This window comes from Halomonas sp. KM-1 (assembly GCF_000246875.1).
Lineage (GTDB): Bacteria > Pseudomonadota > Gammaproteobacteria > Pseudomonadales > Halomonadaceae > Halomonas > Halomonas aerodenitrificans.
In genome coordinates this window covers 20,802-27,522 of the sequence record NZ_BAEU01000161.1, presented here as the reverse complement: position 1 = coordinate 27,522, position 6,721 = coordinate 20,802, and the positions used below count along the sequence as shown (strand labels likewise).

At 65.0% G+C, this 6,721-nt stretch carries 5 protein-coding genes; 4 read left to right on the top strand and 1 reads right to left on the bottom strand.

The window, feature by feature from the left end; genetic code table 11:
* Positions 1-723, bottom strand: a 723-nt coding sequence (locus B8115_RS22080) for a CYTH domain-containing protein (protein ID WP_010630044.1), incomplete at its 3' end; no start/stop codon positions are given.
* A gap of 146 nt (positions 724-869) precedes the next feature.
* On the opposite strand from B8115_RS22080, the gene B8115_RS22075 reads away from it, so the two are divergent.
* The 4 genes from B8115_RS22075 to B8115_RS22060 all read left to right on the top strand — a co-directional run bounded on the left by B8115_RS22075 (position 870) and on the right by B8115_RS22060 (position 6,690).
* Entirely contained in the window at positions 870-1,550 is a 681-nt protein-coding gene (locus tag B8115_RS22075; protein WP_010630043.1) for a TIGR00153 family protein, read from the top strand.
* 66 nt (positions 1,551-1,616) lie between these two features.
* Positions 1,617-2,882: an inorganic phosphate transporter gene (locus B8115_RS22070; protein WP_010630042.1), complete on the top strand. Its 1,266-nt coding sequence runs from the start codon at positions 1,617-1,619 to the stop codon at positions 2,880-2,882.
* Between the two features lie 139 nt (positions 2,883-3,021).
* The gene (argA, locus tag B8115_RS22065; protein WP_010630041.1) at positions 3,022-4,335 is read left to right on the top strand and encodes an amino-acid N-acetyltransferase; all 1,314 of its coding nucleotides are present in this window, start codon (positions 3,022-3,024) and stop codon (positions 4,333-4,335) included.
* Between the two features lie 861 nt (positions 4,336-5,196).
* Positions 5,197-6,690 carry a HAMP domain-containing sensor histidine kinase gene (locus tag B8115_RS22060; RefSeq protein ID WP_010630040.1) on the top strand — a complete coding sequence of 498 codons (1,494 nt, stop codon included), beginning with the start codon at positions 5,197-5,199 and terminating at the stop codon, positions 6,688-6,690.
* Positions 6,691-6,721 lie beyond the last annotated feature (31 nt).

Below are 6,721 nucleotides of genomic sequence, written 5' to 3'. Positions count from 1 at the left end.
CGCCTGGAGCGCCTCTCTGGCCGTGTGCTTCCACTCATCCTCGCCGGTGTCGTCGTAGGCGTCCAATGCCAGCAGGGCGCGATGCAGCCGCTCGCCGGGAGCCGTACCGGCCGGCAGCGTCCAACTGCCCGACAGCAGCGCGCTGCCGCGTACCGCCTTGCTGGCATCGGCGGGGCGCAGTGGCACGCTCTCGGCCAGGGCCTGCGCCAGCTGCCACAGCGCCTGAGGGTCGCCGTCCTTGAGTTCCAGCTCCAGCTCGCGGATCGGCACCCGCCGTCCGGCGGCGCGAATTTCGCCTTGGTCCAGCGCCACCTCGATGCTGGCCTCGGCCAGCTCCAGGCGCCACAGGCGACGCTCGAAGTCGGTGGTGAAGCGCGGCTCTAGCCGCTCCAGGATATCGCCGCCCAGCTCGGCGAAGGGCGGCAGCCCGGCCAGCCCGACCAGATCGAGCGCGTCGCCCGCTACCGGCCACTCCCACTCCCGGCGCCGGCTGAACCCGCCGCTGCCTTCGCCGCTGGTCTTCAGGGTCTGCACCCAGCTGTCGTTGCGTCGGCGCAGGCGCAGTGCCACCCGCGTCGCCTCCAGCTCGCCCTCAGGCGTATCGTAGTAGGTGTTGGCCAGGCGCTGGGCGCCGTCCACGCCGTTGCGCAACAGCGGATGCGCAAGCAGCCGCTCGGGCCCCGTCTCGCCCAGTGCCAGCTTCATCTCGATTTCGTGACTCATGCGGTTTCCTGCTCGTCGTGTGACTGCTCTTCGTTTCAAGGCGCGCCCGGGTGCGACGGGCATATCGTGTGACGGAAATATTTCCATGACGTGACAGGGTGCCATTCTTTATACTGGCGCCGCCATTTCACAAGCGCATCCTAGACATGGTCAAACCCAACCCGTTTTCGGCGATGTTCGGCCGTTCGCCGTTCCAGCCTCTTCTGGCTCATATCGGCAAGGCCAACGAGTGTGCCGACCAGTTGCTGCCGTTCTTCGAGGCCTCGCTCACGGGCGATTGGGAAGAGGCCGCCAAGATCCGCGAGACCATCACCGAGCTGGAGCACGAGGCCGACCGCCTCAAGACCGAGCTGCGGCTCAACCTGCCCAACACCATGTTCCTGCCCGTCTCCCGCACCGATCTGCTCGATCTGATCACCGTACAGGACAAGATCGCCAACAAGGTGCGCGACATCACCGGCATCATGCTGGGGCGCCGCATGCAGGTACCCACCGAGCTGGCCCAGCCCATGCGCGACTACATGCACACCGCCGTAGCCTGCGTCGCTCAGGCACGCCAGGCCCTCGAGGAGCTCCAGGATCTGCTCGAATCGGGCTTCGGCCGTCATGCTTCCGACGTGATGCTCAACATGATCCGCGAGCTGCACATTCTCGAGCAGCAGGCCGACAACCAGCAGATCTCCATTCGCCGGTTGCTGTTCGATCTCGAGGATCGGCTCAAGCCGGTGGACGTGGTCTTCCTCTACAAGATCATCGATTGGGTCGGGGAACTCTCCGACCGTGCCGAACGCGTCGGCAGCCGCCTGCAGATTCTCACTGCCCGGTAGGACACCGCCCGGCGACCCCGGCACGGTGTGCCCATAACCCGACAGCCACATAGGAACCAAACCCCTATGTCGATCATTGCGCAGCACGGTGAAATCTTCATCATCCTGGCCTGCCTCTTCGGCTTCTTCATGGCCTGGGGCGTCGGCGCCAACGACGTCGCCAACGCCATGGGTACCTCGGTGGGCTCCAAGGCCATCACCATCCGTCAGGCGATCGTCATCGCCGTCATCTTCGAATTCCTCGGCGCCTGGCTTGCCGGCGGCGAGGTCACCGCGACCATTCGCGGTGGCATCGTCGACCCCGAACTGCTCCAGGCCAATCCGGAGTTGCTCGTCTACGGCATGCTCTCGGCGCTGCTGGCCGCCGCTCTGTGGCTGCTGATCGCCTCGGCCAAGGGCTGGCCGGTCTCCACCACCCACTCCATCGTCGGTGCCATCGTCGGCTTCGGTGCGGTGGGGCTGGGCATGGAGGCCGTGGCCTGGAACCGGGTCGGTACCATCGCCTCGAGCTGGGTCGTCTCGCCGCTGCTGGCGGGCGCTATCTCCTTCCTGCTGTTCAAGTCGGTGCAGCATCTGATCTTCGAGGCCAAGGACCCCTTCGCCGCGGCCAAGCGCACCGTGCCGTTCTACATCTTCCTGGTCGGCTTCATCGTCTCCATGGTCACTCTGACCAAGGGCCTGACCCACGTGGGGCTCGACTTCACCTTCGGCCAGAGCTTCATGCTCTCGGTGCTGCTGGGTATCGGCATCATGGGCATCGGCATCGTCATGGAGAACCGCGTGAAGCATGAGCGGCGCATCGGCGATCAGTTCGGCTACGGCAGCGTCGAGCGCGTATTCGGCGTGCTGATGATCTTCACCGCCTGTGCCATGGCCTTTGCCCACGGTTCCAACGACGTGGCCAACGCCGTCGGCCCGCTGGCGGCGGTGATCAGCGTGGTTCGCAGCGACGGCGTGATCGACACCGCCGCGCTGGTGCCGTGGTGGGTGCTGGTGCTTGGCGGCGGCGGCATCGTCGCGGGGCTGGTCACCTACGGCCACAAGGTGATCGCCACGGTGGGCACCGGCATCACCGAGCTGACTCCCAGCCGTGGCTTTGCCGCCACCCTGGCCGCCGCCACCACCGTGGTGCTGGCTTCGGGCACGGGGCTGCCGATCTCCACCACCCACACCCTGGTCGGGGCGGTGCTCGGCGTGGGTCTGGCCCGCGGCATGGCGGCGCTCAACCTGCGCGTGATCGGCACCATCGTGATGTCGTGGCTGATCACCCTGCCAGCGGGGGCGGGCCTGGCGATCATGTTCTTCTTCATGTTCAAGGGCATCTTCGGCTGATTGACTGCTGCGCTCGCAACAGAAATCGGTAGTATCAGTATTCATAAGCGGCGGCGCCTTGATGGTGCCGCCGTTTTCGTCGCTCTGATATAGTCAAAGCCGATACGCACTTCTTTCCACCTGCTGCCGGAGAGCGGCCTTGGACACTCGTTTCCCCTTCGTCGACTGGTTCCGCAATTCCTCCCCCTATATCAATGCGCATCGGGGCCGAACCTTCGTGATCCTGATCGAGGGCGAGGCCATGGCGCGAGGCCGAGGCGAGCAGCTGATCCAGGACCTGGCGCTGCTGCACACCCTGGGGGTGCGGCTGGTGGTGGTGTTCGGCATTCGCCCCCAGGTGGAGCAGGCGCTGAACGAGGCGGGTATCGTGCCGCGTCGCCACGACGGGCGCTGGGTCGCCGACGAGGCGATCATGGCCTGTGTCGAACGGGTCGCCGCCGAGCAGCGGCTGTGGCTGGAGGCACGGCTGTCGCTGGGCCTGCCCAACACGCCGCTGCACGGGGTCGAGCTCACCGCGGTCTCGGGCAATCTGGTGATGGCCAAGCCGCTGGGCGTGCGCGAAGGCATCGACTACGACCACAGCGGCGAGGTGCGCCGGGTGCGGGTCTCGGCGGTGCAGGGGCTGCTCGACCGCGGCTCGCTGGTGTTGCTGCCGCCGCTGGGCTTCTCCAGCACCGGAGAGGTGTTCGATCTGGATGCCGCCGAGGTGGCCCAGCATGCGGCCATGGCGCTGGCTGCCGACAAACTGATCCTGATGGGCGAGGCGCCCGGGCTCTACGACGAGAACGGCGCCCTGCAACGTCAGCTCAGCCCCGACGAGGCCGAGCCGCTGCTGAACCATTCCGAGCCCGGCAGCGAGCAGGCGCGCCATATCGCCGCCGCCTGTGCCGCGGCCCGACACGGCGTGGCACGTACGCATCTGCTCTCCTGGCACGACCACGACGCCCTGCTCGGCGAGCTGTTCACCCGCGACGGGGTGGGCACCATGATCACCCGGCACCGCTACGAGCAGCTGCGTCCGGCGGAGCTTGGCGACATTGGCGGCCTGCTGGAACTGCTCGAGCCGCTGGAGCGGCGGGGCATGCTGGTACCGCGTTCGCGGGAGCGCCTCGAGCACGAGATCGACGACTATCTGGTGATCGAGCGCGACGGCATGATCATCGGCTGCGCGGCGCTGCACCGCTTCGCCGAGGCCGAGATGGGCGAGCTGGCTTGCCTGGCGATCCATGTCGGCTACCGCGGCGGCGCGCGCGGTTCGCTGCTGCTGTCGGGTATCGAACGGCGCGCACGCCGGCTGGGGCTGGCGTCGCTGTTCGTGCTCACCACCCACACCGCCCACTGGTTCGTCGAGCACGGCTTCAGGCCCTCGGACATCGAGTCGCTGCCGACGCTCAAGCGCGATACCTACAACCACGCGCGCAAGTCGAAGATCCTCGTCAAACCGTTGGTGTGAGGCCTGCCGCCGCCCGGATTCAGCACTCCGGGCGGCGGCTGTCGCTCTGTGGCAACGTCATCGAGAATCTTGTCTCAAAAAGGCTACGCTATAACCCTATGTTTTTAAATGACTATCGTAGCGCCATGTGAATTGGTGTCGCCAAACGGTGACGAAATGCAGGCCTGCCGGACCGGTTTTTCCCTGTTTTTCCTGCCGAGTGGCTGCGTGCCAACTTTTTCTATCATTTAACTTTTTGAAAAATATGACGTATCGAGTTTTTTGGCACGCTACTGGCAATACTTAGGATGAGCAACGAAGAAGTGATTCAAACGGCTCGAATCACTTCGGATCGTCGAGAGGCTCGGGGAACCACCACCCCCCCATGCCCTGTGCTACCCGGGCATCGAGACGTTCGGCGTTCGCTCCGCGATGTGTAACTTAGGTTGCGATGAGACGGGTACCGCCGATTAGGCATGGAAGGGTACCAGAAGGGCAAGGATGCCCCGGCATGGATGCCTCATCCCCCTCGGGGGATCGAATTTCGGGCCAGCGTCGGCGAGATGTCTCGCGGCGGTGGCGCCAAGGATCGAAGCAGAGCGGTTCGCCGCTCGCCCAATCCGGTAGCTCCTGGTAGCAAAGGGCCGGTGCGGGGCTTCGGGACCCTCGGGTCCGCTGAAAGTATGGGACATGGCTCGACCAGGCGATCGATGCCCATATTTTCAACCCCTTCAGTTCCCTGCGTACTTGGGCCGGCACCTGCCGGCCTCTTTTTTTTCGCAGTGATCTGGAACAGGGCGGAAGTCAGGCGCGTATCTCTGTTATCCTCTTCAGGAACGTACCATGGTGGTTTCTTACCCTCTCCTGAATAGAACATTGGTCATGACCAAACGGGTCTCGCGCCGCTGGCGTCCTCGCTCATTGCTGCAGCTCGTGCTGCTGGCATTTCTGGTGGTAATGCTACCGCTGGGAGTGCTGATGTATCAGGCCGGTCAGGCACTTTCCGAACTCTCTCACCTGGCCGACGTGAGCGCTCGTCAAGCCGTCGAAGAGAGCCGTCGTGCCCGTGTGCTGAGCAACCTCGCCGTGGAAATGGAGCGCAGTGCCCGCCAGTATGCGGTACTGGAGCAGGAGAGCCTGCTCGAACTCTATGCCGAGCGCCATGCCGAGTTCACCGAACTGCTGGCCCAGCAGCGCCGCTTCCTGCCCGACGATCATGATGTCCAGGCGCTGGAAGAGCAGTTGTTGCTGCTTTCCCAACTGCCCGAGTTGGAACCTGAGGCGCTGGAGGTATGGCTGGCGCTGTTCGTGCCCTTCGCCGAACACACCGAGGCGATGCGCCGAGCCACCAGCCAGCAGATCGATGCCAGCATCGAGATGATCAGCGCCCGGGCCGAGGCCGTGCAGTCGCGCCTGTGGTTGCAGACCACGGCGCTGGTGTCCGCCAGCCTGCTGCTCATCCTGGTGTTCAGCTGGCTGATCATTCGGCCGGTGCGCCAGCTCGAGCGTCGCATTCTCAGTATCGGCAGCGGCGTGGAAACCAACGACCGCGACACCATCCAGGGCCCGGCCGAGCTGGTTCAGCTTGGCGACCGGCTCGACTGGCTGTCGACCCGGCTCAGCGATCTCGAGGCGCAGAAGCAGCAGTTCCTGCGCCACATGTCCCATGAGCTCAAGACACCGCTGGCCAGCGTGCGCGAAGGGTCGGCGCTGCTGGCCGACGGCGTGGCGGGCGAGATCACGCCGCGCCAGCGCGAGATTCTAACCCTGATCGATGCCAGCGGCAGCGAACTGCAGCGGCTGATAGAGCAACTGCTCGACTACAACCTGCTGCAGCACAACCAGCGCGTCACCCTCGAACGGGTGGATCTGGCCACATTGGTCAAGACCGTGCTGTCCAAGCATCGCCTGGCACTGGAACACAAGGGCATGCGGGTGACCGCCTTCGATGGCCCCATGGAGTGGGTGGTGGACCGCACCGCCGTGGGCCGTATCCTCGACAATCTGGTCTCCAACGCCATCGCCTACGGCGAGGATGGCGGCGACCTGATGATTCGTGCCCACGCCGGGCGCGACCACCTGTTCCTCGACGTGGCCAATACCGGCGAGCCGATTTCCGAGCAGGACCGGCCGCTGCTGTTCGAGCCCTTCTATCAAGGGCGCTCGCGGCGCAAGGGGCCGCTCAAGGGCTCCGGGATCGGGCTCTCGGTGGCGGCGGATTGCGCGCGCATCCAGAGCGGCGGTCTGGCACTGGTCGAGGACCGGGAGTTTGACGTATGTTTCCGCCTGACACTGCCGTGGCAGGCAATACCCCTGACACAAGAAAAAACGGAGCCCGTAGCAATGGGCATAAACGCAAGGAGCGAGGAACGATGAAGGGCATAGAAACCTTCGGTACAAGAGTGCC